The organism is Janthinobacterium sp. TB1-E2 (assembly GCF_036885605.1).
Classification (GTDB): domain Bacteria; phylum Pseudomonadota; class Gammaproteobacteria; order Burkholderiales; family Burkholderiaceae_D; genus Janthinobacterium; species Janthinobacterium aestuarii.
The window spans coordinates 3,774,226-3,799,789 of record NZ_CP142523.1; the positions used below are offsets into that span (position 1 = coordinate 3,774,226).

A 25,564-nucleotide genomic window follows, 5' to 3' on the forward strand; every position below is an offset into this window, starting at 1 on the left:
TCAAGATTGTTCTTTGCCGCCACGGGCGATGGGCAGGGTCAGCACGATGGCCGCGCCGGCCACCAGCAGCACGCTGGCGTACAGCAAGCCCGTGGCAAAGCTGTGCGTGAAATCCTTCAGCCAGCCCACGACAACGGGATTCAGGGCCGAGCCGATATTGCCCGTCGCATTGATGACGGCGATGCCGATGGCGCGCGCACCGAGGCTCAGGGCACGGTCCGGCGTGGTCCAGAAGACGGACATGGCCGTGTACGCGCCCGTCGACGCCATGCATACGCCCAGCAGCTGCACGATGGGATTGGCCGAATACGCGGTGAAGAGCCAGCCGGCGGCCGACAGCAGCATGGGCCAGACGATGTGCCAGCGGCGTTCCTGCAAGCGGTCCGAGCGGCGGCCCCAGGCAATCATGCCGATGACGGTACACACTTGCGGAATGGCGGCCAGCAGACCGATCTGCGTGTTGCTGGCATTGCTGTTAAAACTTTTCACGATCAGCGGTGTCCACACGGCCACCATGGCCAAAGTATTCACCAGGCAAAAATAAGCGACGCCGAATTTCAATACCGTGGGCGACAGCATTTCCGCCAGCACCGAGGTGTTCTGCCGCAGCGCCACCGGTTTGTGCTCGGCCGCCAGCATGCGCGCCAGCACCTGCTGTTCCAGCTTGCTCAGCCAGTTCGCCTTGCCAGGTGCATCATCGAGGTACCCATACACTGCCAGCCCCAGGAACACGGATGGCATGCCTTCGAGCAAAAACAACCATTGCCAGCCCTTCAAGCCCCAGTGACCGTCGAGACCCAGGATCACGCCCGACAAGGCCGAACCGATGGCGGCCGTCACAGGCATGGCGATCATGAACAAGGCATTGGCCCGCGCGCGGTAGGCGCTGGGAAACCAGTACGTCAGGTACAGCAGCATGCCGGGCAGAAAGCCCGCCTCCGTCACGCCCACCAAAAAGCGCAGCGCGTAGAGGCTGGCCGGGCCGCTGGCGAACAGGGTCGCCGTCGAGGCCAGGCCCCAGGCGATCATCATGCTGCCTATCCATTTACGCGCGCCGATGCGGGCCAGCACGATATTGCTGGGGATGCTGCAAGCGATGTAGGCGATGTAAAACAGGGTGGTGGCAAAGCCGAACTGGGTGCCGGACAGGCCCAGGTCCTGCATCATGGTCAGGCCGGCAAAGCCGATGTTGATGCGATCAAGAAAGGAAAACACGAACAGCAGGAACAGAAATCCCAGCAGATGGCGCGATACCTTGCGCATCACCTGCTGTTCCAGTTGGACGGCGGCCGCGTCGAGGACGGGCGCAGTGGCGGGGGTGGCCGCTTTGGCGATGGTCATGCTTGTCTCCATAAGATGTCGCCCTCCCCTTGTTATTGTTCTTGGGCAAGAGCGGCCGGGTGATCCCGGCTTGAAACACAGTATGCAGACGGCGATGCCGCCGGCTGTCCCCATTTTGGGGACATTTTGCGGCCAAAACAGTCAGAAAGGCGGAGCCATTGCTACGTCCAAGGAACTAGACAGGCGCTGGCGCCATGCACAGGGCGAACAACTGGCGCTGGCTGGAAATGCCCAGGCGTTTATAGGCGCGCTTCTGGTAAGTCGTCACGCTGGACGGCTGCACGCCCATGATCTCGGCGATTTCCACGGCCGTGAGACCTTCGAGCACGCAGCGCAACACATCCAGTTCGCGCTTGCTCAAGGCCGGGCAATGCTGGCGCAGCCTTGCCAGCATCATGGGCGCGACGCCTTGCGTATTCTGGCCGTTCAGGCTGTAGTGATGCTTGACGGCATGGGCAAACAGCGGTGACAGGGTTTCGATGCCGGCCACTTCACCGGCCTGGAACTGGCCCTGGCTGCTGTCGCGGTAGAAATTGACGGATAGCCAGATATCGCCGGCCGGCTGCACCAGCAGGGATAGCCGGTCCGACACATTCGGTTTTTGATAGCAGGCGGCGCGGTAGCCCGGATGGTCGATCTCGTCGCTGGCTTGCTGGTGCAGCACGATGGCGGGATCGATTTTCCGTCCCGGCGCCGGCGCGATCACGCGCTGGTTGCCGTCGAGCGCGTAGTAATGGCGCGCGTAGCTGTCGGCAATATCTTGCAGGAAACGTCCACCGCGCCGGTCGGCCACGGCGACGGTCCGTGGCCGATTGCCGAATTCATAGGCAAAGATCGTGCACTGGGCAATCGGCGCGACCGTGCTGACCGTTTTCAGGATGGCCCCGGCGACGGCATTCACGTCGGCATGGCCGATGGCAGCCATCAGCTCCAGGGTACGCCCGAAGTCCAGCTGCCCTTCCGCCTGCCGCCGCTCGACGCGCCAGTAACGCATATCTGCTTCCTTACTGCCCGCGCTGCGGCAACACCCAGTCCGGCCGGATGTAATGGCAGGTGTAGCCGTGCGGCAAGCGCTGCAGATAATCCTGGTGCTCGGGTTCCGCCTCCCAGAACGGGCCGGCCGGCGCCACTTCCGTCACCACCTTGCCGGGCCACAGGCCGGAGGCGTCGACGTCGCGGATGGTGTCTTCGGCTACCTTTTTCTGCTCGTCGTTCGTGTAATAGATGGCTGAACGGTAACTCGTGCCGCGGTCATTGCCCTGGCGGTTTTCCGTGCTGGGATCGTGGATCTGGAAGAAGAATTCCAGGATCTTGCGGTAGCTGATGGTGTTCGGGTCGAAAATGATCTCGATCGCTTCCGCATGCGTGCCATGGTTGCGGTAGGTGGCGTTGGCCACGTCGCCGCCGCTGTAGCCCACACGTGTGGCGATCACGCCCGGATAGCGGCGCAGCAAGTCCTGCACGCCCCAGAAGCAACCGCCGGCCAGGATTGCCGTTTCATTGTCTTGTGCCATGGTGTCTTTCCCGTTCTAGTCAGAAGCAGCTATCTTACCCTGTCACGCGACTTTCTTCAGCGGGCCAGCAAGCGCTTGAGCTGCGCCGCCTGGTAGGCGCCGATGGCGTCGTTGAACAGGCAGCGGATCAGCGGGTCGTCGACGATGTCGGCCTCCTCCAGTTCCGCCCGCGCCTCGGCATCGAAAGGGCCATCGTTGATGCGCATGTACATCGACGTCAGCGATTCACCGAGCACCAGCGCCGCATGGCATTTCACCAGCGGCACCTCGGTAGTCCAGCCGGGCGCCTCGCCCGTGTCCGGCACGAGGTCGATCAAGTCGCCGTGGGTGCGGTAATGCAGGATGGTGGCCGCGCCGTCATGGCCGTACAGGGACAATCGCCACAAACGCGGGGCCTGGAAGTAGCTATCCTCGGGCAGTTCCATGTCACGGTAGCGTTCAAGCAAACCGTGGCGGCAGAAATCGAACACCAGCGCCGCGTCGGCATCGCTCAAGGGCGCGAAACGGCGCGCGATGTCCGCCGTGGCGGGCGGCGGCGCATCGGGGCGGTAGTCGAAATCCACGTCTTGCGGGCCCACGGGTACCACCCAGGGCAAGGGTTCGGCGCTGCTCACGCCGTGTGCGTCGAGCAGCACGGCCATCGATGGATCAAGGCGGAAGATGTGCGCCTCGGGCAGCGCGGCGCCGATTTCATCGGCAAAGCGGCGGTAGGTAATCGGGAACATCGCGTGGTTGTACCAGGACCAGTCTTCCTGCACGAACTGGCAAGAGCTGGGCACGATGTACCGTGGCGCCAGCGCGCGCAGCTGCGGCACCCAGTCGTCGGGAAGCTCGACGGGGCCAGGCTGCGCTTGCGACGGCGCGATGACGGCGATCTCGCGCATGGTCTGGAATGGCCACAGCACCATGTCCCACGGCGCAAAGGCGGCCAGCTGTTCAAGCGTCTCGGGGCCGATCCAGGAATCGACGACATTGAGCACGTTCAGCTCGGCCGCGCGCACCTGGAACAGCGAGTCGACATCGTCATCGAGCGCGCGGCGCGGAATCACCTCGATGGCACCCACCTGCACGGGCACGTCCACGTGCAGGCGCCGCACCTGCGTAAACCCCAGCGCGCGGATCATGGCGAACAGTTCGTCGAAGACGCAGTACAGGTAAATGGGCGTCGCGCGGTCGAGCACATCGAGGCTGTCGAGCGAGCAGTGGTCGTCGTGGAAGTGCGAGATGAAGACGGCATCCCAGCGCAGCCGGCGCACGGCATCGAGGTCGAAGCGCACGGGCGGAAACGCGTGGCAGTTGCGGCTGAACGGATTTTCGACGATAGGATCGAAGGCGATGGCCGTGCCTTCGCATTCGAAGACATAGCCGGCGTGCAGGATGCGGGAAATTTTCAGGGGCATGGGAGGCGGGGAATGCAGAAAGAACCCCAACAGCGTAAATGCTGGGGTCAGACCCGCCGGGTCTGACCCCGGAATTTGCTTTCGGGGTGAGAAAAACGCCGGGTATGCTCAATACGGATTATTCAGCACATCCATCGCAAAATACGTAAAGATCATGTCCGCGCCCGCGCGCTTGATGGCGCCCAGAGTTTCCTGCACCACGCGGCGCTCGTCGATGGCACCGGCTTGCGCGGCGAACTTGATCATCGCGTATTCTCCGCTGACCTGGTAGGCGCCAATCGGCAAGCGCGTCACTTCGCGCAGGTCGCGGATGATGTCCAGGTAGGCGCCGGCCGGTTTGACCATCAGCGCATCGGCGCCTTCGGCTTCGTCGATCAGCGATTCGCGGATCGCTTCGCGGCGGTTCATCGGGTCCATCTGGTAGGTCTTGCGGTCGCCTTTGAGGGTGCTGCCGGCCGCGTCGCGGAACGGGCCGTACAGGCCCGAGGCGAACTTGGTCGAATACGCCATCACGGGCGTGTCGTGGAAACCGGCCGCGTCGAGCGCACTGCGGATCGCCGCCACCTGGCCATCCATGGCGGCCGATGGCGCGATGATGTCGGCGCCCGCCTGGGCCGCGATGACGGCTTGCTTGCCCAGGTTCAGCACCGTGCTGTCATTGTCGACCGTGTCGCCATGCAGGATGCCGCAATGGCCGTGGTCCGTGTATTCGCAGAAGCAGGTGTCGGACATGACCACCATTTCCGGCACGGCGTCCTTGATGATGCGCGACATACGCGCCACCAGGCCGTCCGGGTTCAGGGTGTCCGTGCCGTGGCTATCCTTGTGGTGCGAAATGCCGAAGGTCATGACGGAGCGCAGGCCGGCGCGCGCGTAGCGCTCCACTTCCTGCGCCAGCTTTGCTTCGGGAATGCGGCGCACGCCGGGCATGGACTTGATATCGATGAAATCGCTGCTGCCTTCGTCGACGAAGATCGGCAGGACCAGGTCGCGCGGATTGATCTCGGTTTCGCGGAACAGCTCGCGCAGTTGCGGGGTCGCGCGCAGGCGGCGCATGCGCGAAGTGGGGAATTGTGCTGGCATGGGGTGACTGGCTTCAGGTTAACAACGCCGATAAGTATACGCCGATCGCGCCGCTTGCGCCGGACCGCCCGGCAAAAAAGCCGCACAGGTCAAAAAACCCGCACCGCTCCGTCATTGCGCGTGCAGCAGGGCCGCCACTTGCCAGCGCATGTCGGCCGCCAGCTGCACCAGCATGGCGCCGCGCCGGCGCGCATCCGCCCGTTTCTTCGACGGCACCAGGGCCAGGTCCGGCATCCGGCAGGGACCGCATGGCAGGCGGAAATTGCCGTCGCTGGCGGGCTGCGCATGCAGTTCCCGCCACGCCAGGTCGTAGTCGCACGAGATATGCCGGCGCCGGCGCCAGTTCAGCGCGATGCGGTTGGCGTTGCTGACCAGTTCCAGGTGGCCGCAGCCGAAGAAATCACCGAAGTCGCGCAAGGCGGCCACCATCAGGTTTTTCGGCCGGCAGCCATGCAGCGCCCGCGTGGCCTCTTTCACCGCCTGCGCGCCGGCGGGCGAGCGTAAGCCCTGCAAGGCGCCCAGCTGGATGACGGCGCCGCCAGGCTGGGGGCGGAACAGGAAACTGGCCAGGTACAGCGGCACGCCGTCGCGCGTCAGGCGCAGGCACAGTTCCCCTTCGCGGTGGCTGTCGCGGATGGCCGTCAATTTCAGGCGGTAGGTGGCGCCATCCTTGCCCTCGATGGCGGCCAGTACCAGCGCGCGCCGCGCCGCGTATTCCACCAGCGGCCGCGCGCCCGCCTGCCACAGGAAGCGGTAATGCCCGCGCAGCAGGTCCACCCGCGCCGCGCAGCCGAAATGGCGGTTGGCGTAGGGACGATAGATCTTGTACAGCAGGCTGGGATGGGCTTGCGCCAGCGCCGGCAGTCCCGGCGTCGCGGCGATGAACGCTTGCCAGCGCGCGCGCTGCCGGGGAAAGACGATGGCACCCAACGCGGCCTTGATGCGGTGGCCATGCTGGCGCAGTGGCGCCTGCTGTGGCGCGGCGTTGTCGCCGGTGGCGGTAAAAGTATGCATGCGAACGGCTCTATGACGGGTCTGATGAACGGGACACGGCGACGGCCGCAGGCAGCCCGGAACAGGCGGCTGCACGCTGGCAGCCGCTCCACGCCGGGTAGAGCGGATGATAGGGGGAGGTGAAAATGAAGGGGGTTACAAGTTGGTAATGTGCCGATACGCCACGCTGGCCATGCTAGCGCAGCAGCCGCAATCGCAGCCGCAAGCCCGGCGCCGCATCCTCGATCTCCAGGCTGCCCCCGTGCAGCGCCGCGATGGCCGCGACGATGGACAGGCCCAGGCCATTGCCAGGCAGGTGGCGACTCTTGTCCAGGCGATAGAAGCGCTGCGTCAGTTTCGGCAGTTCTTCCTTTGGTACACCGGGGCCGTTGTCGCGCACGGCCAGCCAGCAGCCGCGCTCATCGCTGCCGGCCGACACTTCCACCGTGGCGCCCGGCCCCGCATATTTGATGGCGTTGTCGACCAGGCTGGCCAGCGCGCTGCCCAGCAGGTTGCGGTCGCCGCGCGCCGGCACGCCCTCGCCATACATCTGTACCAGCAGCACCTCCTGCTCGTCGGCCGTGGCCTCGTACATTTCCACGATATCGGCGCCGATCTGGTGCAGGTCGATATCGTCGAAATTCTCGGGACGCATGCCCGATTCGGCCGCGGCGATCTGCAGCAGCTTGTCGAACACGCGCGTGAGGTCGTCGATGTCGTCGATGGCCGCCTGCGCCGCGCTCTCGTAGCCTGCCACGCCCTGCTGCTGGCGCAAGGCGCCATCGAGCTTGTTGCGGATGCGGCCCAGCGGCGTGCGCAAGTCGTGCGCGATGGCGTTCGACACGTGGCGCACGCCTTCCATCAGGTGTTCGATACGGTCGAGCATGCGGTTGATGTCGCGGCTCAGCAAGCCGAATTCATCTTCGCTGAAGACGGGAATGCGCCGGCTCAGGTCACCCGCCTCGATTTCGCCCGCCGTGCGGCGGATCTGCCCGATGCGCGCCTCGAGCTGGCGGCGGAACAGCCACGCTCCCGCCACCACGAGCAAGATGGCCGCCCCGCCGCCATAGGCCAGCGAGCGCAGCACGAGGGCGCGGATCGACCTGCCCTCCTCCATGTCGCGCCCGACGAACAGGCGCGCGCCGCCATCGAGATCGCGGATCAGCATGCGCGCCGGCACCCTGCGCCCTTCGCGCGTGACGTCGCGGTGCAGCAGGTGGCCCACGGGGCTGCCCACGTCGGGCCAGGACGTCAGATTGCCCGCCACGCGGCGGCCATCGGCATCCACCAGCAAAAAAATCTCCGTGTCGCTGTCGGTGCGGTCGGTCAGCAAATGGGCGATTTCCGCCGTCGTGCGGCTGCTGCCGCCCTGTTCGTACAGCGCGGCGAGGCGCTCCGAGAGCAGGGTCAGCTTGCGGTCCACGCTGCGATCGAGCACACCGATGGTGCCGAAATAGAACACGGCGCAGACGATGCTGATCGACACGACCACCAGCACGCCATAGCCGAGCGCCAGGCGGGCCGCGATCGAACGGTGCAAATTACGCACTGTCGATCACGCCCAAGGTGTAGCCGACGCCGCGCACCGTATGGATCAGCGGCGGCGAAAATTCCTTGTCCACCTTGGTGCGCAAGCGGCTCACCTGCACGTCGATGACGTTCGTCTGCGGGTCGAAATGGTAGTCCCACACGGCTTCGAGCAGCATGGCGCGCGTGACGGACTGGCCCTGGTGGCGCATCAGGTATTCGAGCAAGCGGAATTCGCGCGGCTGCAGTGCGATCTGCCGGTTGGCGCGCGTCACGCGCATGGTGCGCATGTCGAGTACCAGGTCGGCCACCTGCAGCTGCGTCGATTCGGGCACGGGCGCGGCGCGGCGCAGCAGCGCCTCGATGCGCGCCAGCAGTTCGTCGATGGCGAACGGTTTTGACAGGTAATCGTCGCCGCCGCTGCGCAAGCCGCGCACGCGCTCGTCGACGCTCGACAGGGCCGACAGCACCAGCACGGGCGTGTTGCGGCCCATGCCGCGCAGGCGCGCGACGATGGCCAGGCCATCGATCTCGCCGGGCAGCAGGCGGTCGAGCACCAGCGCGTCCCAGTCTTCGCCGCAGGCCAGGCGCATGCCGTCGATGCCATTGTCGCAGGCGGTAACGTCGTGGCCCGCCTCGCGCAGGCCAGCACAGATATAGCGGGAAGTTTCGGCTTCGTCTTCGATGACCAGGCAGCGCACGGGGAATTCCTTGTAAAGATCAGGCAGCAAATAGGCGCAGCATACGCCAGGCGCGCGCCACTTGCCAGCCCCGCCGCGTGCGACGCGCGATCACAGGGTCGGGTACAATACAGCCTCGACAATGTTTGGCCGCGCCCACGCGCGCATTTTTTATCGGCGCCTCCCGGCTTGCCGCGGCCTGCAAACCATCACTGCCACTAACGAACATCAGGCGCGCCTGGCGCGCGCCACAAACCGATACAGCCATGAAATCGACCCACTCTCTCGCACTGGCGCTGGCCATGGCCATCACTTGCGGCAGCGCCGCCGCAGCAGATACCAAACAAAGCATGCTGTTCGATGAAATCCCCATCGGCAGCTGGAGCACTTCCGCCGAACTGGGCGCCATCACCACCTCGGGCAACACAGTCGGCACTTCCGTCACGGGCAAGATCGACGCGCGCCAGGAACTCGATGACTGGAGCAACCAGTACATCTTCAGCGGCTATTTCAAGGAAGACGAAACGACGAATGACGATGGCGAGAAAGTGCGCGAACGCTCGGCCGAACGCTTTTCCGCCTCCGCCAAGGCGGCCTACAAGCTGATGGCCGACCATGAAAAGCTGTTCGTGCTGGCCTCACACGTGAACGACAAGTTCGGCGCCTACACCAAGTACTCGACCCTGGCCGTCGGTCATGGCTCGCGCTGGTACCAGTCGACAGACAAAAGCGTCGACGTGGAATTCGGCCCTGGCTATTTCAGCGGCACCAACGACGCGGGCGAATCGGAACACGGCCTGACGGTGCGCGGCGCGGCCGCCATGAAGTGGAAGATCAGCCAGTCGGCCATGTTCACGCAGACGGTCAGCGTGGAACGGGGCACCTCGAACACCCACTCGATCGCCGAAACAGCCCTCAGCACGAAAATCAACGGCACCATGCAGATGAAGGCCGCCTTCAGCGCCCGCAACGACACGCGCGTGCCGGACGACAAGAAGAACACGGATACGCAAACCTCGCTGACCCTGGTCTACTCGTTCTGACATGCGGGCCACGCTGATGCGGCGCCTGCGCCTGGGCGCCCTGCTGTGCGCGGCGGCGCTGCTGAGCGGCTGCGCCGCCGTCACCGTCAGCTCCATTTCACCGGCCGACTATCTGCAGCAGCGGCGCGGCGACATCCTCACCACGGGCAAACTGAGCGCCTCGGCCAGCGAGGTGCTGCGCATCATCGGCAGCGACATCGCCGCCTGCGAAGCCAATACGGGCAGCTGCCGCGCCGACCTGGCCCGCTCCGAGCTGCTCAGCGACGAACAGCGCCTGGCCACCCTGTCCGAATTGTGGCTGGAAAGCGCGCTGGCGGAAGAAAAACAGGGCGGCCACCCGAGTGCCGAAACGCTGGCCGCCTGGCTCGAATCGGCCCGCTACGCGTATGCCTACCTGTTCTACACAACCCGCACGCCGGGCCAGCGCGCCTTCGAGGAACGCCAGACGCAAATCCGCGACTACTACAACTATGCCGTGCAAAAGGCCGTCGGCAATCTGTTCCGCCACCGTGGCGAATACCGCCCGGACGGCAATGTGATCCGCGTCGCCGGCTGGCAGATCGACAGCGAACTGTCTGCCCTGCGCCTGCCCGATGACGGCACCCTGCCCGACGAACTGCTGCCGGCCACCTCGCTGTCGTTTTCCGGCCTGCGCAATGTGTACCGGCGCGACGGCTTCGGCGCCGACCTGGTGGCCGTCATGCCCAAGCCCCGGGCGCCGAAAGGCGAGTATGTGCCCTACCAGGAAACGCGTTTCCCCGTCGTCACGGCGCTGATCCGCTTCGACGGCAACAGCCTGCAGGAGGTATTGGCCACGCAACAGCTGCTGGTGATGCTGGTCGATCCGACGCGCAGCGAATCGACGCGCATGGCGGGACAGGAACTTCCCGTGGCGGCCAACTTCACGGCCGGCTATGGCCTGTGGCTGGCCCGCTCCGGCTTCGGCGTGCAGGCGTTGCGCACCCTGTTCGGCAGCGCCGACGGCATCTCGCGCCCGCAGGTGCACCTGATGCAGCCCTACGATCCGAACAAGCGCACCATCGTCATGCTGCACGGCCTGGCCAGCAGCCCGGAAGCGTGGATCAACGTGGCGAATGAACTGATGGGCGACGAACAGCTGCGCCGCCGCTACCAGATCTGGCAGGTGTACTACCCGAGCAATGCGCCGCTGGCCGCCAACAACGCCGCCATCCGCAAGGCGCTGAACGCGACCCTGGCGCAATTTGACCCTGCCGCCAAGGCCGACGCGGCCAACGACATGGTCTTGATCGGCCACAGCATGGGCGGCGTACTGGCGCGCCTGATGGTTTCCGATGCCAGCAACACCCTGCTCGACGCCATCACGGAAGAATACAATTTGAAGGGCAAGAAGGCGGAAAAAGTCCGTGCGGGACTGGCCCCCTATCTGAATTTCACGGCCATGCCGCAGGTAAACCGCGCCATCTTCATCGCCGCGCCGCACCGCGGCACCTCGTTCGCCAACCACAAGGTGGCGCGCTGGATCGCCAACCTCGTCACGCTGCCCATCACCATGCTCGACCAGTTGTCCGACGCGGCCGGCAGCCTGGCGCAGCTCGACACGGGCAGCAGCGAGCCGCTGCGCATCCCCAACAGCATCGATAACCTCAGCGACAAGGACCCGTTCGTGCGCCTGGTAGCCGACCTGCCCATCAGCCCGAACGTGCGCTACTACTCCATCATGGGCAACGACACGCCAGACCTGCCGCTGGCGGAATCGAGCGACGGCGTCGTGCCCTACGCCAGCGCCCACCTCGACGGCGCACAGTCGGAAAAAGTCATCCCCTCGTGGCACAGCGTGCAGGAAAGCCCGCAGGCGATTCTGGAGATACGGCGGATTTTGCGGCTGGCGGATTAACAACCGTAGGTCGGATTAGGCGAAGCCGCCGAGGCCGCAGGCGGTAGTCCGACAACATTATTGGCCACGCCCATAGTGATGTCGGCTTACGCGCTCCGCGCTAAGCCGACCTACCCGACTGGTGCCAATGCCTGGGCTGGCAACCGTAGGTCGGATTAGGCGGAGCCGTAATCCGACAACGTTGTTGCCGTGCTCCCAGCATCACACCGGCTCGCGCCACTTGTCCTTGATCTCCAGCATGGCCGGCAGCTGCTCGACGAACAGCGCCAGCAGCTCAGGATCGAAGTGCGTGCCGCTGTCGCGCTGCATGGTGGCGATGGCTTCGTCGATGGTCCAGGCGCGCTTGTACGGGCGTTCGCTGGTGAGGGCGTCGAAGACGTCGGCGATGGCGACGATGCGGCCTTCATGCGGGATTTCCTCGCCCTTCAAGCCTTGCGGATAGCCGCTGCCGTCCCATTTTTCGTGGTGCGTCAGGGCGATGGTGCGCGCCATTTTCAGCAAGCCGCTCGCGTGCTCGCCGATGATGGCCGCGCCGATTTCCGCGTGGCGGCGCATGACTTGCCACTCGTCCGCATCGAGCTTGCCCGGCTTTTGCAGGATGGCGTCGGGGATGCCGATCTTGCCCACGTCGTGCATGGGCGCCGCATTCAATAGGTCTTCCGCCCTGCCCGCGCTGTAGCCGGCCGCGAGCGCCAGCTGGCGCGCGTAATAGCTCATGCGGATGACGTGCATGCCCGTCTCGTTATCCTTGTATTCGGCGGCCTGGCCCAGGGTCTGGATCACCTGCAGGCGCGAGCGGCGCAATTCCTCGGCGTCCACCAGCGACAGGTGCGTGCGCACGCGGGCGCGCACGATGGGCGGGCTGACCGGCTTGGTGATGTAATCGACGGCGCCCGCGTCAAAACCGTCCGCCTCATCCTTCACGTCGCACAGGGCGGTGACGAAGATGACGGGAATGGGCGCCGTCGCCGGCATGGCTTTCAATTGGCGGCACACTTCATAGCCTGTCATCGCGGGCATCATGATGTCGAGCAGGATCAGTTCGACGGGGTTGTTCTGCGCCAGCTCCAGCGCCTTCTCGCCATCCTTGGCGTACAGCAGGCGGTAATCGTCCTGCAGGATCTGGCGCAGCACCTGCAGATTCGTCGCTTCATCGTCGACCAGCAGCAGGATCGGTTTGTCTTCGTGTAAGGTCATCGTAAGCCCAATATCAGGAAAGGTCGGCAAGCATAGGCGTTTCCAGCCACGCCAGCAGTTGGCGCAGCACGCCCGCGGCGCGCGCAAATTCAAAGTCGTCGATGGCGCTGGCCAGCGCCTGCAGTCGCTGCTGCTGGCCGTGCGGCGCCAGCATGGCCGCGATCTGCGCCATCAGGGCGTCGTCGAGCTGCCCGCCTTCCAGGCTGGCGATGGCTTGCCGCAGCAAGGCGCCAGCGGCGTCGGCATCGAGTGGCGCGCCGGCAGCCGGCGTACCCACTGCCACGGCCGGCATGCCCGATTCTTCCAGTTCGCCGGCCAGCGCCATGAAGGAGGCGGCCAGCTGCACCAGCAATTCGGTCGCCGGCAGCTGGCGCGCGATCGCCTGTTCGATGCGGCCCAGCAGGCTTTCGACCTGCACCAGGCACAGGTTGCCCGCAGCGCCCTTGATACGGTGCAGCAAATGGCCGGCCACGCTGCTGCCGCCGCGTTCCAGTTCGGCCGCCAGCATGGCGGCGCAGTCGCCATTGGCCTGCACGAAGCGGCCAATCGCCCGCTGCAAAGCTTCGCGGCCGCCCCACAGGGCGATGCCGCGCTGCCAGTCGACCTGGCCGGCGGCCGCACGCGCCGCCGCGCCGGCCGCCGGCGGCGGCATGGACACGGCGATATCGAGCAGGCGGGCGATTTCCGCCGTCAGCTTGTGCATTTCCAGCGGCTTCGAAGCAAAACCGTTCATGCCTGCCGTCTGCGCCGCGCGCCGGTCCTGTTCCAGCACGCTGGCCGTCAGGGCGATGATGGGCGTCGCCTTCAAACCCTGCTCGCGCTCGTACACACGGATCAGACGCGTCGCTTCCAGGCCATCCATGCGCGGCATCTGCACGTCCATCAGGACGACATCGAAGCTGCCCTTGCTGAACTCGCGCACGGCGCTCTCGCCATCGCTGGCGGCGATCACCTGGTGGCCGGCCGCGCCCAGGCTGATCAGGAGCAGCTCGACGTTCTGCGGCACGTCGTCGGCCGCCAGGATGCGCAGCGGCGGCAAGGCCACCACGGGCTGCTCGCTGCGGCGCGACACGGCCTTGCCCGGCGCCAGCGGCAGCAGCACGTGGAACACGCTGCCCACGCCCAGGGTGCTTTCCACCGTGATGGTGCCCCCCATCAGCTCGACCAGCTGCAGCGAAATCGTCGTGCCCAGGCCCGTGCCGCCAAAGCGGCGGCTCATCGAGGAATCGGCTTGCGTAAAGGGCGCGAAGATCTTGTCCAGGCGGTCGGCCGGGATGCCGATGCCCGTGTCGTGCACGGCGATATGCACCTGCTCGCCCTGCATGCCGACGGCCACGCGCACATGGCCCACTTCCGTGAACTTGACGGCGTTGCCGATCAGATTCGTCAGCACCTGCTGCACCCGGCGCGCGTCGCCCAGGAAGAACTGGCCCATGCCGGGATCGACATCGACATGCAGCACGAGGTCGCGCGCATGCGCCGTGATGCGCAGGGACGCGGCCACGTGGTCGACCAGGTCCGGCAGCGAAAAGTCCACCAGTTCCAGCTCGGTCGCGCCTTTTTCCAGCTTGGCCATATCGAGGATGTCGTTGAGCAGCTCGAGCAGCGAACGGGCCGACTGGCGCACCGTGCCCAGGTGGCGGCGCTGCAGGCTGTCCAGGGCGGTCCCCAGCAGCACTTCCGTAAAGCCGATGATGGCGTTCATCGGCGTGCGGATTTCATGGCTCATGTTGGCCAGGAAACTGGTCTTCGATTCGGCGGCCAGCTCGGCGCGGTCTTTCGCCGCGCGCAGGTTTTCCTGCATGGCGCGCCGCTCGCTCACGTCGGTGGCCAGCTTGACCACCTTGAACGGCTTGCCGTCCGTGTTGAAGATCGGGTTGTACGAAGCCTGTATCCACACTTCCTTGCCATGCTTGCCGATGCGCTTGTACTCGCCCGTATTGAATTCACCCTGCGCCAGTTGCTGCCAGAACGCGCTGTAGTCGGGCGAGATCACATAGCCCGGCTCGCAGAAGATGCTGTGGTGCAGGCCCAGCACGTCGTCGAGCTGGTAGCCGACCAGGTCGAGGAAGTTCTGGTTGGCCGCCAGGATGCGTCCCTGCAGGTCGAACTCCGCGACGGCCGTCGCACGCGAGATCGCCGTCACCTTGCCCTCGTATTCCGCGTTGCGCAATTCGCTTTCCGTGATATCGAGGATGACGCCGTCGATCCAGCGCACCACGCCGTCGTTATCGAGCACGGGGCCGCTGCTTTCGCGCACCCAGCGCTCGCGCCCGTCGCGGTGGATCATGCGGTAGACGTTCTCGAAATCGCGCCGTTCGCCGGCCGCCTGCACGCAGGTGTCGTTGACGCGCTGGCGGTCGTCTGGATGCACGAGGTCGAACAGCCTGACCCGCCCTTCGGCGAAGTCCTGCGGCAGCCAGCCCGTCAGATTGAAGACGGCGTCGCTGATGAAGATCATCTTCCATTCGGGCGCGAAGCTGCAGTGGAAGGACACGCCGGGGATATTGCGGATCAGGGTGCGGTACTGGCGCTCGCTGTCCTTGAGCGCCTGCTCCATGCTGCGCGACGAGCGCATGTCCGTGACAAATGCCACGAACAGGGGCTGGCCCGGCGTATCGATCTTGCCGATCGCCACGCGCATGGGCAGCACGGCGCCATCCTTGTGGCGGCCATCGAGTTCGCGTCCGCTGTCGAGGATGCGCGAGGCGCCCGTTTCCAGGTAGTCGCGCAGATAGCCTTCGTATTCGGCCGCGTCGGCCGGCTGCAGCAGCACGCTGGCGTCGCGCCCCACGATTTCCGCTTCGCGCCAGCCGAACAGGCTTTCCGCGGCGGGATTGAAGGAGCGCACCTTGCCCTGGCCATCGATGGTGATCAAGCCATCGGCCGCCGTATCGACGATGGCGCGCAGGCGCGATTCGCTGACGCTGGCGTGGCGCAGCAGCTGGCGGTAGCGCAGCAAGCCGTTCGCGGCGGCCACGAAGACGGTCAGGGTGACAGTGATCAGGGCCACGGCCAGGGCCACGAACGAAGCTTGCACCGTGATCGTGTTCTCGCCTGCCGTGGGCGTGCCGGAAAAACGCGCGGCCAGCATGCCTGTGTAGTGCATGCCGGAAATGGCCAGGCCCATCACCACGCTGCTGAGCAGCAAGGAGGCCAATGGGCTCAGGCGCTGGCGCATGGCGCTCAGGCCGAAGCGTACCCACAGCGCCAGCATGGCCAAGGTCACGGCCACGAGCAGCGACAGGGCGAACAGCCAGGGTTCGTAGCGCAGGGCCAGAGACGTCTGCATGGCGGCCATGCCGCTGTAATGCATGGAGCCGATGCCCACGCCGACGAGCACGCCGCCCACCACCAGTTGCCGCCAGTTGATGCTCGGACGCGCCAGCAAGTGCAGCGCCACCCACGAAGCGGCCATGCCGGGCAGCATCGACAGCAGGGTCAGGCCAGGGTCGAAGGACACCCGCGTGCAGATGTCGAAGGCCAGCATGCCGATGAAGTGCATCGACCAGATGCCGCCACCGAGCGCGATGGCGCCCGTGATGATGGCCGTCTGGCGCTGAAAGCCGCGCTCGCTGCTGCGCGCCATGCCGGCGATCTGCAGCGCCATGAACGAGGCAAAGATGGCGATACCGATGGAAAACAGCACCAGCCAGGCATTGTGCGTGCCATAAATGTACTGCGTGGTATCGGTCGATACGGCAAAGATGGAACTAAACATACTGTCGTGGCATAAGAGAGTGAAACCTAACGTCGCAAAACATGACGGCACACCGCGCGCCGTCGCCAGGCTTTTTACTAAAGCGGCAATACAGCGGAAATGACAACGGTAGCAGTCGACCAGGGCAAGGCTCGGTCATCACGCCCGCGCCTGCCGCGCGGGGGAAAGGTGCCCGTTCAGAGAGAACAGGCGGAATGCGTACGAACTCTGGCGCGGATGTCTGGCCGCCAGCGTGACGATGATTTTTTAAAGAGCCATGAGTATAGTTGCTTTGCGAAAATATTCATAGGACTTCAGCAATATAGTTGCCAGAAGAAAACTATTCTGCGGCTGCGATGCGACAGGCTCAGGAAAGCAGGCGCTCGGCCATCATCTCGCCATCGCCGTCGAGTCCCATCTCGACGAAACCGGCCTGCGCGTACAGTTGCCGGGCACGCGCATTGGCGGGTACATAGTAGAGCACCACCCTGCCCGCGCCGCGCGCGCGCATCTCGGCCAGCAGCAGGGCCAGGGCCGCCCGGGCAAATCCCTGGCCCTGCCACGGCGCCGCGATCATCAGGCGGTACAGCACATGCGTATCCTGCCGCCCCGCACTGCCCGGCAGCGCATACATGGCAAAGCCGATCAGTTCGTCGCCGGCATAGATGGCGCGCGCGTGCATGTTGGCATGGCTGGCGGCCAGCGCCAGCGACTCGGCATTGCTGGCAATAAAATCGCGTTGCGCCGCATGCAGCGGCAGCCCGATGACGGCCTCGGCGTTGGCCGTGCACACGGGACGCAGGGTCAGGGCAGCGTTGACGGCCATGCTTTTTTTATTGCGCTCAGGCGTTCTGCCCCAGCATGCCGCGGAACCATGCCAGTTGCTCGCGCGTCAGGTAATTGGCGCCATCGCCGTGCAAGATCACGATTTCGATCTCGGCGGGAATCGAGGCGACCAATTGCGCACCCGTCACGGGAATCTTCGGAAACGCGATGCCGGCCAGGAAGGCCAGGTCTTCCGCCACCGTCACGCACTGGCGTTCGGGATTGGGCGACGGCACGAGGAACAGGTCGATCTGCTCGCTCTGCCCACCGATAACGACGTGCAATTGCGCGGCCAGCAGTTCGGGCAGGATCAGCTCGATGTTATTCTCGGTGCGCGATTGCTGGAAAGCGCTTTTCAGGGGGGTGAGGACAGGAGTAGCGGTCATGGCAAAGTGAAAAGATAAAGACGGCGGCAGTGTAGCAGAGGCGCCGCAAGGGACGCGCTCTGCTGGCGCAACGGCTACATCTTGTAGTGCAAGGACAGCAGCACGCTGCGCGGCGCGCCGTAACGCTCCAGCCCGCCCGACCACGCATAGCCGAGCGCCTGGTAATAGCGGCGGTCGAGCACGTTGTCGATATTCAGGCGCAGCTGCAGCTGCTCGCTGATGCGGTAACCGGCCGTCAGCCCGACGATGGCGTAGCCGCCCTGCCGCGTAAGGTAAGCCGTGTCGCGGCGCTCAATCTTGTCCTGCGCGTAGACGGAGGCGCCCACATTCCATTGCGCCAGGCTGCCACCCAGCTGTACGTTCGTCATCAGCTTGAACAGCTGCTTCGGTTCGTCCGTGGCGATGCGCTGGCCGATATTCGCCGCCACGCTGTCCTGCGTGTACTTGGCCAGTACATAGGTGTAGCCGCCCGCGATCTGCCAGCCCGGCAATGGCGAGCCCGACAATTGCAGATCGACGCCTTCGCTCCGCACCTGCCCGGCCGCACGGGCGCAGTAGATGGCGCCGCCCGTGGGACAATTAAGCTCATCGGCCATGGCGCGATTATTCTGCTTGATGCGAAACAGCGCGCCGCTGGCATTGAGCCGGCCGCCGAAATACTCGCCCTTGACGCCCACTTCCAGGTTGGTGCCGCTCAACGGCGGCAAGGTGTTGCCGCGCACGTCCAGCGAACTTTGCGGCTCGAAAATCTGCGTGCCGCTCGCATACACGGAGTGATGCCGGTCCACATCGTAGACGAGGCCTGCGTACGGCGTGAATTTCGCATTTTCCGTCAGGCCGCGGCGCCAGGTCGGATTGGTGGCATACCAGCCCGTCACATCCTGCGCATACCAACCGAAGCGCCCGCCCAGCACCAGGCGCAGCGGATCGGCCAGGCTGAAGTTGCCGGCCGCATACACACCCTTCTCGTCCGTCTTGCGGCCCCAGTTGTAGGGCTCGAACGGCGCGCCGCGCATCGGGTAGGCGTAGGGATTCCACTGGCGGATATCGATCACGCGCGTGGCAGCGCCTTCCCAGCTCTGGCCCGCGTCCGAATCGTCGTGGCGGTAGCTGGCGCCGACGATCACGTCGTGCTTGCGGCCGAACCAGGTGACGGGGCCGCTCAGGCGCCAGTCGGCCACGACTTGCTCCGTGTTGTACTTCCAGCCCGTTTCCGACTGGTTCAGCTTGTATATTTCGCCATCGATGCGGCTGTTGGTGGTATTGCGCGTGCTGGACGAGGCGTCGATGCGCGTGATGGCGAAGCGGCTGCGCCAGCCCTTGTCGAGCCGCGTTTCCATGTCGGCGAAGAGGACGTTATTGTCGCGTTTCTGGAACGAGTCGGCATTGTTCAAGAAGGTCGACCGGGGCAAATCCATGTGACGGCCGTCAAGCAAGGTCGGCAAGCCGACAAACACGCCGTCCGTGCGGCTGTGCTGGCGCGAAAAACCGATGCCGGCCGTGGTCGACGGCGTCAGGTCCGCCTCGACGATCGCATACACGGTGCTGTTCTTGTTGTTGACCACGTCGACGAAACTGTCGCTGTCGCGCCAGCTGGCCGCCACCCTGCCCCGCACGCTGCCCGACGCATTCAGCGCATTGCTGGCGTCGACCGTCAATTGCCGGTCCTTCCAGCTGCCCAGGTGAGCCGAGGCGTTCAGCAAGGGCGTGGCCGTGGGGCGCTTGCGTATCATATTGATGCTGCCCGACGGCGCGCCCGCCCCTTCCATCAAGCCCGTGGCGCCGCGCACCACTTCCACCCTGTCGTACATCAGCATGTCGGCCGAGACGTTGCGCTCGTTAAAACCCGTGACATCCAACGGCAAACCATCAACGTTGACGTGGCTCAAGGCGAAGCCGCGCGCGAAATACGTGGTTTCCTGGTCGGACACGCCTTGCGTCTTGCCATAGATGCCGGGCGTGGCGCGCGCCACGTCCTGCAAGGTGGTCAAATCGAAATCTTCCATTTGCTGGCGCGAAATAACGCTGACCGTTTGCGGCGTGTGGCGCTGCGACAGGTTCAAGCCCGTGGCCGTCGATATATTACGGGCCGTATACAGCCCCGTGCCTTCCGTGGCGCGGTCCGCCTCGGCGCTGACGACAACGGCCGGCATGCTGGCAAGTCCCCCATCGGCCGTGCTGGTATTGATCTTGCGCAGCAGGTAATTGCCGTTGCCACCATCCGCCGCTTCCAGGCCGCTGCCCTGCAGCAGTTTTTGCAAGCCGGCCGTGACGCCATGGCGCCCCTGCAAACCCCGCGTCACCAAGCCGTCGAGCGCCACACCCTGGGTGGACAGGTTGATTCCGGCGGCGATGGCAAACGCGGGTAAGGCATCGCGCAAGCTGCCGGCGGGAATGTTGTACTCGCGCACGTTGGCGGCCGGGCTGGCCTCGGCCGCCACCGCCATGTGCGGCAAGCCGGCGCCGGCCGCGCCCACGGCAAGCAACAGGACCAGCGCGGCGCGCACGGCGCCGGTGGTGGGATGGAGCGTCATGCGTGCTGCGGTAAAGTTACGGTGCTGCAAAGCCATGTGGACCCTTTCGATGGTTCGGATTGTTCGTTCTCTACCTTGTATGACGAAGCAATCCGGAAAAAGGGACAGGGGAAATGCAAAATAAGCGGCGCGCGTCGGCTTGGCGGAACATCGTAGGTCGGCTTAACGGGGCGCAGCCGCGCGTACCAGCCAACGTTGCCTGTCGGCTTACGCCCTGCGGGCTAAGCCGACCTACACAAGCACACCAAGCTGCTCATATCCGCACAAACCGTAGGTCGGCTTAGCGGGGCACAGCCGCGCGTAAGCCGACAAGACCAGCCAACGTTGCCTGTCGGCTTACGCCCTGCGGGCTAAGCCGACCTACAAGACCCGCCACGCGTAAGCCGACAAGCTCAAGCCGCCTCGACGCTGATCCAGTAGCGCGTGCGGTACGCCAGCCGGATCGGCAAGGAGCGCTGCAGCAAGAGCAGGATGTTGTCGGGGGCGTTCAACTGGAAGATGCCGTCCACGGGCAGGGCCGCCAGCGCGGGATCGCAGCGCAGCACCCCATAGCGATAGCGCGCCACCTGTTCCAGCAACTCGCCCAGCGGCATGCGTTCGGCGATCAGCACGCCCCGCAGCCAGGCGTCCGCATGCGATGCCAGCGGCGTCAAGGCGGAAACGGCCACGTCATCGAAACTGCCCTGCCGCCCCGCATCGATCCTGCGCAAGGCGTCGGGCGCTTGCGATGGCGCGATCTCGACGGCGCCCTCGCTGACGCTGACCTCGGTGCGCGGCGCCAGCATGGTACCGCGCTGGCGCACGCTGAAGTGCGTGCCCAGCGCGCGCACAGCGCCATTGCTGCTGCGCACGAGGAAGGGGCGCGCGGGCACGGCTGCGTCGTGCGCCGTGGCAACATGGATTTCCCCTGCATGCAAGTCCACCAGCCGTGCCGTGCCGTCAAAGCGCACGTCGATGGCCGTGTCCGTATTGAGCACCAGTTGCGTGCCGTCGGGTAATGTCATGTGGCGGATTTCGCCCCTGGCCGTGCGGATGCCGGCGCGCCACGCTTGCCACGGTGCCGACTGGCTGGCCAGCCACAGGGCCGGCCCGGCCGCGATCAGCCCGGCCAAGCCGTAAAGCACGGCGCGCCGCTGCGGCGAATGCGGCGCCGCGTCCGCCGTCTGGCGCAGAGCGGGCGGCACGCTGGCCAGGGTGCTGCACACCAGCTCGGCCCGCTGCCACGCCAGTTCATGCGTGGGATCGCTGGCGCGCCAGGCCTGGAACGCTTGCTGCTCGTCGGAAGTCAAAGCGCCCCCGTGCAGGCGCACCAGCCATTGCGCCGCCGCCCGGGCCGCGCGGGGATCGATGGCCACGTTCACAGGATCAACAGAATGCAGCGCTCGAACGCCTGCACCATATAGCGCTTGATGCTACGCTCGCTCACGGCCAGGCGCCGGGCGATTTCCCCGTAGCCGAGGCCATCGACATGGGCCAGCAGGAAGGCGCTGCGCACGAGCGGCGGCAAGCCGTCGAGCATGGCATCGATGCGCTGCAGAGCTTCACGCACGAGCAGCCGCTCTTCCGGCGATTGCATCAGCAATTCAGGTTGCTGCGCCAGCGTTTCCAGCCAGGCCTGCTCCAGCGAGAGGCGCCGGTAATGGTCGATCAGCAGGCGCTGCGCCACGGTCGTCAGGTAGGCGCGCGGCTCGCGCAAGCTTTGCCGGTTCTCCGGCGGCGCCATCAGCAGGCGCACGAAGGTATCGTGCGCCAGGTCGGCCGCATGGTCGGCGCACTGCAGCTTGGCGCGCAGCCAGCGCATCAGCCAGCCGTGGTGGCTGCTGTAGATGCCGGCTATCGACTCGCTGGACTGCGCAATGTTCACTGGGACTCCGATGCGCGCAAGGCAAGGCGCGGCTAATTGATAATAATTCTCATTATCACAAATCATTGCCTCCGGCGTCAATGCCGGCGCCCGCCTATCCCAGGAAACTGTTGTTTCAGCGTGGCTGCAATCTTCTAGCGGTCGGTATACAAGCTCTTCATCACCATGCCGCCGCGCATTTTCTTCGCGCCCGGCGCCAGCCCCGCCGGACAAGCGCCCTGAAACACGGCCGCCAGTTCCGTGCGCTGCACCTCGCTCTTGCCATTGACTTGCACGGTGGTGTCGGCACTCAAGGTATATGCCTTGGCCAGGTCTCCCTTGAAGGTGCCGGCCAGCCTGGCGTCCGGGCAGCTGGACGTAAATTGGTAACTGTCGCCCTGGCGGCTTTGCGACTCGATCTTGCATTCCTGCTCGAAGCCGGACCACAGGTCGTCGTCGATCAGGCGGTCGCGCGCGTGGTCGACGCAGATTTCCCAGGAAAATGGCGAGGTGGCGGGCGTCACCTTCCACAGCCCCGTGGCGCGTTGCAAGCGCTGCACAGGCTCGGCCGCCGAAGCGAACGTGGCCGCGCACAGGGGGAAAATAGTCATCAGGAGCAAGGTGGCGCTACGCTTCATGGGCATTCCTCTAGCTAAAAGTTTGAATATAGCAAAGAGGAATGCGCGCAGGCCACACGCTTAGCCGTGCACCTCGGGCCTTGCGGCCAGTACGAAGGGAATGGCAAACGGCCCCAGGAAAGTCACCAGAACGGCACGGATGGCCGTTATTCGTAAGGCGCGGCGTTTGGCGATGAAGAGGCAGGCGAAGGCCGACAGCGACCAGATCAAGGCAGGCAGGTACTCGGTCATCATGAACTCCGGAGGTGCCCTGGAAGGACAGAAAACCATGCTGACACGGAAATGCGGCCACCGCAATGGCAGATTGGACATCTGCTTTGCGGTGGATAGGGTCGTAATACGATCAGTGCTGGCCGATCTTCATGATTTTCAGCGCATTCGTGCCGCCAACCTTGCCCATCGGCTCGCCCCAGGTCAGCACGACGGTGTCGCCCTTGGCCACGACTTTATGTTCGACCAACAAATCTTCCGCCTGCTGCAAGACCTTGTCGCGGTCCGTGCCGGACGTCAGTTCCAGGGTACTGACGTTGCGGTACAGGGCCAGCTTGCGGCGCGTGCCCACGCTCGGGGTCAGGGCGACGATCGGGATGTCGATGTTGCAGCGGCTCATCCACAAGGCTGTGGAGCCCGATTCCGTCAGGGTGGCGATGGCTTTCACGCGCAGGTGATGGGCCGTAAACAGGGCGCCATACGCGATCGACTGGTCGATGCGCGAGAAGGTGGCGTTGAGGAAATCGGCGTCCAGCTTGCAGGTATCCCACTTTTCCGCATCCAGGCAGATGGCGGCCATCGCCTCCACCGTTTCGATCGGGTAACGGCCCGACGCCGTTTCTGCCGACGTCATGACGGCATCCGTGCCATCGAGCACGGCATTGGCCACGTCGGACACTTCCGCGCGGGTCGGCACGGCGTTGACGATCATCGATTCCATCATCTGCGTGGCCGTAATCGCCAGCTTGTTCGATGCGCGCGCCATCTTGATCATGCGCTTTTGCAAGGCCGGCACGGCCGCATTGCCCACTTCCACGGCCAGGTCGCCACGGGCCACCATGATGCCGTCGGAAGCGTCGAGAATTTCCTGCAGCGCAGGAATGGCTTCCGCGCGCTCGATCTTGGCGATCATCATCGGCTTGTGGTCCCATGCTTCGCCGGCGATATTGGCCAGCTGGCGCGCCATGACCATGTCGGTGGCGTTTTTCGGAAAGGACACGGCCACGTAATCGGCCTGGAAGCTCATCGCCGTTTTCACGTCTTCCATGTCTTTCGCCGTCAGGGCCGGCGCCGACAAGCCGCCGCCCTGGCGGTTGATACCCTTGTTGTTCGACAACTCCCCGCCAATCTTGACGGTCGTATGGATTTCGCTGCCGACGACTTTGTCGACCGTCAGCACGATCAGGCCATCGTTGAGCAGCAGCACATCGGCCGTGCGCAAGTCGCGCGGCAATTCCTTGTAGTCGAGGCCGCAGCGCTCGATGTTGCCCAGTTCGCCGTTCTCGCCCCATTTCGCGTCGAGGATGAACTTGGCGCCGTTTTCCAGGAAAATCTTGCCTTCTTCAAACTTGCCGACGCGAATTTTCGGGCCTTGCAAGTCGGCCATGATGGCCACTTCGCGGCCGCACAGGGCAGCCGCTTCACGCACCATGCGGGCGCGGTCGATATGGTCTTGCGCCTTGCCATGCGAAAAGTTCAGGCGCACGACGTCGACGCCGGCCTTGAACATGCGGACCAGGGTATCGATATCGTTCGAAGCGGGGCCGATGGTGGAAACGATCTTGGTGGCGCGTTGCTGTACTTGCATGGTCATGGTTGCTGCTTTCTAAAATAAGTTGCTACAAGGGCCAGCCTTGTGGGCCGGCCGTCCTGGTGCGCTGGATCAGCGGTACTACGTTCTTACCTGGCCGCCATCAGGGCGACCGTCGTGTCGAGCATGCGGTTCGAGAAGCCCCACTCGTTGTCGTACCACGACGACACTTTCACGAGGCGGCCCGAAACCTTGGTCAGGGTCGAATCGAAATTCGACGAGGCCGGGTTGTGGTTGAAATCGATGGAAACAAGCGGTTCCGTCTGGTAAGTCAGGATGCCCTTCAGCGCGCCTTCCGACGCCGTTTTCAGCAAGGCATTCACCTCTTCCACCGTCGTATCGCGCTTGGCGATGAACGACAGGTCGACCAGCGAGACGTTGATCGTCGGCACGCGGATGGCGAAACCATCGAGCTTGCCATTGAGTTCCGGCAAGACCAGGCCGACGGCGGCAGCCGCGCCCGTCTTGGTGGGAATCATCGAATGCGTGGCCGAACGGGCGCGGCGCAAGTCCTCATGCATCACGTCGGACAGCACCTGGTCGTTCGTGTAGGCGTGCACGGTGGTCATCAAGCCCGATTCGATGCCGATGGCGTCGTTGATAGGTTTGACCAGTGGCGCCAGGCAATTCGTCGTGCACGAGGCATTCGAGATGACCGTGTCCGTGGCTTTCAGCACGTGCTGGTTGACGCCGAACACGATGGTGGCGTCCACGTCCTTGCCACCCGGCGCGGAAATGATGACTTTTTTCGCCCCGCCCTTCAGGTGGGCCGACGCTTTTTCCTTGGTCGTGAAGAAACCCGTGCATTCGAGCACCACGTCGACACCGAGCTCGCCCCACGGAATCAGGGCCGGGTCGCGCTGCGCGAAGACGCGGATGCGGTCGCCATTGACGAGCATATTGTCGCCGTCGATGGTGACGACGCCGGGAAACTTGCCGTGCACCGTGTCGTAGCGCGTCAAATGCGCATTCGACTTGGCGTCGCCCAGGTCGTTGATGGCGACGATCTCGATATCCTGTTGCTTGCCGCCTTCATAAAACGCGCGCAAGACGTTGCGGCCGATGCGGCCATAGCCATTGATGGCAACTTTGATGGTCATGCTGTCTCCTTGATGTTTTCTGCTGAGTTCGTAAAGCCACCCAAAGTGCAACTGCTGGGGTCAGACCCGGCGGGTCTGACCCC

At 64.7% G+C, this 25,564-nt stretch carries 21 protein-coding genes; 2 read left to right on the forward strand and 19 right to left on the reverse strand.

Features of this window, described 5'->3' with window-relative positions:
* The 8 genes from OPV09_RS16825 to OPV09_RS16860 form a co-directional block, all read right to left on the reverse strand.
* Window positions 1-1,341, reverse strand: a complete 1,341-nt coding sequence (locus tag OPV09_RS16825; RefSeq protein ID WP_338678840.1) for an MFS transporter — start codon at window positions 1,339-1,341, stop codon at window positions 1-3.
* 175 nt (window positions 1,342-1,516) lie between these two features.
* A complete protein-coding gene (locus OPV09_RS16830; RefSeq protein WP_338678841.1) occupies window positions 1,517-2,335 on the reverse strand; it encodes a helix-turn-helix transcriptional regulator in 819 nt (272 codons plus the stop codon).
* 10 nt (window positions 2,336-2,345) lie between these two features.
* Window positions 2,346-2,855: a peptide-methionine (S)-S-oxide reductase MsrA gene (gene msrA, locus OPV09_RS16835; RefSeq protein WP_219328713.1), complete on the reverse strand. Its 510-nt coding sequence runs from the start codon at window positions 2,853-2,855 to the stop codon at window positions 2,346-2,348.
* A 56-nt stretch (window positions 2,856-2,911) separates the two neighbouring features.
* A complete protein-coding gene (locus OPV09_RS16840; RefSeq protein ID WP_338678842.1) occupies window positions 2,912-4,255 on the reverse strand; it encodes an MBL fold metallo-hydrolase in 1,344 nt (447 codons plus the stop codon).
* Between the two features lie 108 nt (window positions 4,256-4,363).
* A complete protein-coding gene (hemB, locus tag OPV09_RS16845) occupies window positions 4,364-5,338 on the reverse strand; it encodes a porphobilinogen synthase (protein WP_100873238.1) in 975 nt (324 codons plus the stop codon).
* A 111-nt stretch (window positions 5,339-5,449) separates the two neighbouring features.
* The gene (locus tag OPV09_RS16850) at window positions 5,450-6,352 is read right to left on the reverse strand and encodes a VirK/YbjX family protein (protein WP_072453461.1); all 903 of its coding nucleotides are present in this window, start codon (window positions 6,350-6,352) and stop codon (window positions 5,450-5,452) included.
* Window positions 6,353-6,527: 175 nt separating this feature from the next.
* Entirely contained in the window at window positions 6,528-7,880 is a 1,353-nt protein-coding gene (locus OPV09_RS16855) for a sensor histidine kinase (RefSeq protein ID WP_425323994.1), read from the reverse strand.
* Window positions 7,873-8,559, reverse strand: coding sequence for a winged helix-turn-helix domain-containing protein (locus OPV09_RS16860; protein ID WP_034755791.1), 687 nt, complete (start codon window positions 8,557-8,559; stop codon window positions 7,873-7,875). The genes OPV09_RS16855 and OPV09_RS16860 overlap by 8 nt, the downstream gene beginning before the upstream one ends.
* Before the next feature lie 245 nt (window positions 8,560-8,804).
* Here OPV09_RS16860 and OPV09_RS16865 point away from each other — a divergent pair, with 245 nt between their 5' ends.
* Together OPV09_RS16865 and OPV09_RS16870 are read left to right on the forward strand one after the other, a co-directional pair.
* Window positions 8,805-9,581 carry a DUF481 domain-containing protein gene (locus OPV09_RS16865; RefSeq protein WP_034755788.1) on the forward strand — a complete coding sequence of 259 codons (777 nt, stop codon included), beginning with the start codon at window positions 8,805-8,807 and terminating at the stop codon, window positions 9,579-9,581.
* A gap of 1 nt (window position 9,582) precedes the next feature.
* Window positions 9,583-11,457 (forward strand): esterase/lipase family protein, encoded by a 1,875-nt coding sequence (locus OPV09_RS16870; protein ID WP_081368004.1) that lies wholly within the window; start codon window positions 9,583-9,585, stop codon window positions 11,455-11,457.
* A gap of 201 nt (window positions 11,458-11,658) precedes the next feature.
* Here the strand turns inward: OPV09_RS16870 and OPV09_RS16875 are convergent, their stop codons facing one another.
* The 11 genes from OPV09_RS16875 to gap form a co-directional block, all read right to left on the reverse strand.
* Window positions 11,659-12,654, reverse strand: coding sequence for an HD domain-containing phosphohydrolase (locus tag OPV09_RS16875; RefSeq protein WP_331776444.1), 996 nt, complete (start codon window positions 12,652-12,654; stop codon window positions 11,659-11,661).
* Window positions 12,655-12,667: 13 nt separating this feature from the next.
* On the reverse strand, window positions 12,668-16,375 hold the full coding sequence (locus OPV09_RS16880; protein ID WP_338678844.1) for a PAS domain S-box protein: 3,708 nt from the start codon (window positions 16,373-16,375) through the stop codon (window positions 12,668-12,670).
* A gap of 346 nt (window positions 16,376-16,721) precedes the next feature.
* Entirely contained in the window at window positions 16,722-17,180 is a 459-nt protein-coding gene (locus tag OPV09_RS16885) for a GNAT family N-acetyltransferase (protein ID WP_338678845.1), read from the reverse strand.
* Window positions 17,181-17,196: 16 nt separating this feature from the next.
* On the reverse strand, window positions 17,197-17,565 hold the full coding sequence (locus OPV09_RS16890) for a hypothetical protein (protein WP_331776441.1): 369 nt from the start codon (window positions 17,563-17,565) through the stop codon (window positions 17,197-17,199).
* Window positions 17,566-17,639: 74 nt separating this feature from the next.
* A complete protein-coding gene (locus tag OPV09_RS16895) occupies window positions 17,640-20,099 on the reverse strand; it encodes a TonB-dependent siderophore receptor (RefSeq protein ID WP_338678846.1) in 2,460 nt (819 codons plus the stop codon).
* Between the two features lie 392 nt (window positions 20,100-20,491).
* Window positions 20,492-21,454 (reverse strand): FecR domain-containing protein, encoded by a 963-nt coding sequence (locus OPV09_RS16900; protein ID WP_338678847.1) that lies wholly within the window; start codon window positions 21,452-21,454, stop codon window positions 20,492-20,494.
* Between the two features lie 2 nt (window positions 21,455-21,456).
* Window positions 21,457-22,029, reverse strand: a complete 573-nt coding sequence (locus OPV09_RS16905) for a sigma-70 family RNA polymerase sigma factor (protein WP_083292641.1) — start codon at window positions 22,027-22,029, stop codon at window positions 21,457-21,459.
* A gap of 68 nt (window positions 22,030-22,097) precedes the next feature.
* Window positions 22,098-22,580, reverse strand: a complete 483-nt coding sequence (locus OPV09_RS16910) for a DUF3617 domain-containing protein (RefSeq protein ID WP_338678848.1) — start codon at window positions 22,578-22,580, stop codon at window positions 22,098-22,100.
* 60 nt (window positions 22,581-22,640) lie between these two features.
* Window positions 22,641-22,814, reverse strand: coding sequence for a hypothetical protein (locus tag OPV09_RS16915; RefSeq protein WP_338678849.1), 174 nt, complete (start codon window positions 22,812-22,814; stop codon window positions 22,641-22,643).
* Between the two features lie 109 nt (window positions 22,815-22,923).
* Window positions 22,924-24,384 (reverse strand): pyruvate kinase, encoded by a 1,461-nt coding sequence (gene pyk, locus OPV09_RS16920; RefSeq protein WP_080698726.1) that lies wholly within the window; start codon window positions 24,382-24,384, stop codon window positions 22,924-22,926.
* A gap of 86 nt (window positions 24,385-24,470) precedes the next feature.
* Entirely contained in the window at window positions 24,471-25,481 is a 1,011-nt protein-coding gene (gene gap / locus OPV09_RS16925) for a type I glyceraldehyde-3-phosphate dehydrogenase (protein ID WP_338678850.1), read from the reverse strand.
* Window positions 25,482-25,564: the final 83 nt, after the last annotated feature.

What these genes read in the sequence shown, in the direction of transcription:
- OPV09_RS16865 (WP_034755788.1), top strand. Translation starts at nt 8,805, where the DNA reads ATGAAATCGACCCACTCTCTCGCACTGGCGCTGGCCATGGCCATCACT.
- OPV09_RS16825 (WP_338678840.1), bottom strand. Translation starts at nt 1,341, where the DNA reads ATGACCATCGCCAAAGCGGCCACCCCCGCCACTGCGCCCGTCCTCGAC.
- msrA (WP_219328713.1), bottom strand. Translation starts at nt 2,855, where the DNA reads ATGGCACAAGACAATGAAACGGCAATCCTGGCCGGCGGTTGCTTCTGG.
- hemB (WP_100873238.1), bottom strand. Translation starts at nt 5,338, where the DNA reads ATGCCAGCACAATTCCCCACTTCGCGCATGCGCCGCCTGCGCGCGACC.
- pyk (WP_080698726.1), bottom strand. Translation starts at nt 24,384, where the DNA reads ATGACCATGCAAGTACAGCAACGCGCCACCAAGATCGTTTCCACCATC.
- OPV09_RS16910 (WP_338678848.1), bottom strand. Translation starts at nt 22,580, where the DNA reads ATGAAGCGTAGCGCCACCTTGCTCCTGATGACTATTTTCCCCCTGTGC.
- OPV09_RS16870 (WP_081368004.1), top strand. Translation starts at nt 9,583, where the DNA reads ATGCGGGCCACGCTGATGCGGCGCCTGCGCCTGGGCGCCCTGCTGTGC.
- OPV09_RS16830 (WP_338678841.1), bottom strand. Translation starts at nt 2,335, where the DNA reads ATGCGTTACTGGCGCGTCGAGCGGCGGCAGGCGGAAGGGCAGCTGGAC.
- OPV09_RS16875 (WP_331776444.1), bottom strand. Translation starts at nt 12,654, where the DNA reads ATGACCTTACACGAAGACAAACCGATCCTGCTGCTGGTCGACGATGAA.
- OPV09_RS16895 (WP_338678846.1), bottom strand. Translation starts at nt 20,099, where the DNA reads ATGACGCTCCATCCCACCACCGGCGCCGTGCGCGCCGCGCTGGTCCTG.
- OPV09_RS16850 (WP_072453461.1), bottom strand. Translation starts at nt 6,352, where the DNA reads ATGCATACTTTTACCGCCACCGGCGACAACGCCGCGCCACAGCAGGCG.
- OPV09_RS16840 (WP_338678842.1), bottom strand. Translation starts at nt 4,255, where the DNA reads ATGCCCCTGAAAATTTCCCGCATCCTGCACGCCGGCTATGTCTTCGAA.
- OPV09_RS16915 (WP_338678849.1), bottom strand. Translation starts at nt 22,814, where the DNA reads ATGATGACCGAGTACCTGCCTGCCTTGATCTGGTCGCTGTCGGCCTTC.
- OPV09_RS16880 (WP_338678844.1), bottom strand. Translation starts at nt 16,375, where the DNA reads ATGTTTAGTTCCATCTTTGCCGTATCGACCGATACCACGCAGTACATT.
- gap (WP_338678850.1), bottom strand. Translation starts at nt 25,481, where the DNA reads ATGACCATCAAAGTTGCCATCAATGGCTATGGCCGCATCGGCCGCAAC.
- OPV09_RS16885 (WP_338678845.1), bottom strand. Translation starts at nt 17,180, where the DNA reads ATGGCCGTCAACGCTGCCCTGACCCTGCGTCCCGTGTGCACGGCCAAC.
- OPV09_RS16905 (WP_083292641.1), bottom strand. Translation starts at nt 22,029, where the DNA reads ATGATTTGTGATAATGAGAATTATTATCAATTAGCCGCGCCTTGCCTT.
- OPV09_RS16890 (WP_331776441.1), bottom strand. Translation starts at nt 17,565, where the DNA reads ATGACCGCTACTCCTGTCCTCACCCCCCTGAAAAGCGCTTTCCAGCAA.